The 904-nt window shown below is 41.5% G+C and carries 1 tRNA gene; it reads right to left on the bottom strand.

The annotated features are described in order from the left end of the window. Positions 1 to 738: 738 nt before the first annotated feature. Positions 739 to 844: transfer RNA gene (locus tag JCM15074_RS24325), tRNA-OTHER, on the bottom strand. Positions 845 to 904: the final 60 nt, after the last annotated feature.

The raw sequence follows: 904 nt of genomic DNA on the forward strand, positions 1-904 counted from the left end.
AGTCGCCGTCAACACTTAATTTTCGTTTTACGTTTGAGTGATGTTTTATCAATCAAACTACGTTTTAGTGAGTAACCGCTTACACTCATCAAACTTGCTTTACAGCGCCGTTTGCCGTATCAGTTGGGTGTATTATAGGGGCTAACTCAGATAGCGCAAGCCCTTTTAAGCTTTATTTAAGCATGAACTGCTCAAGCGTCTAAATAGCAGGCTTATCGTGTGATAAACACACTAAACCCGCTCATTTAGGGCAACAATCTGATGATAAAAGCGCCTGATATATCGATAAATATTACCCAGAACACCGTATTATTCAGTCTTGCAGCCTTATGCTGCACAGACTTTCATTAATTATAGGTTTGAATTTTTAATTAATTGATCGCAGCCCCGATTCAGTTGCGACAAAACAACCGCAGAAAGCAGCTCTGAATGAAATAATATCAGTCATGATTTTTAAAAATACGATATTGCCACAGCATAACGGCTTCAGATTTATCATAGCAACGCCTGCTTAGGCTAAAGATCAAACAGATACGAAGGGAAAATAGCGATTGATACAGTGAAGCACCTATTTTCTTAACTTGGTGGCGTAGCCACAAGCCTACTATCACGAAGCTTTAGCGTAGCTGCGGCGGATTTATCCGCTACGTCACTAAACACAATGTAAATGTCATATATACGAAAAAAGCCTCTGCACACTTTTAGAATAAGAATGCAGAGGCTTTCGTCTTAAGTTTGCGGAGCGGACGGGACTCGAACCCGTGTGCCTTCGGCACGCGTGATAAGCCGACTTTCTCTAAACAAGAGCCTAAAAGCGCCATGGATGGTTGGGAGTGACCGCTCCGCTGTATATTTTGCATAGAAAAAAGGCCTTATCTTTCGATAAGGCCTTTCGTCTTAAGTT

Source organism: Shewanella marina JCM 15074, from assembly GCF_000614975.1.
Lineage (GTDB): Bacteria > Pseudomonadota > Gammaproteobacteria > Enterobacterales > Shewanellaceae > Shewanella > Shewanella marina.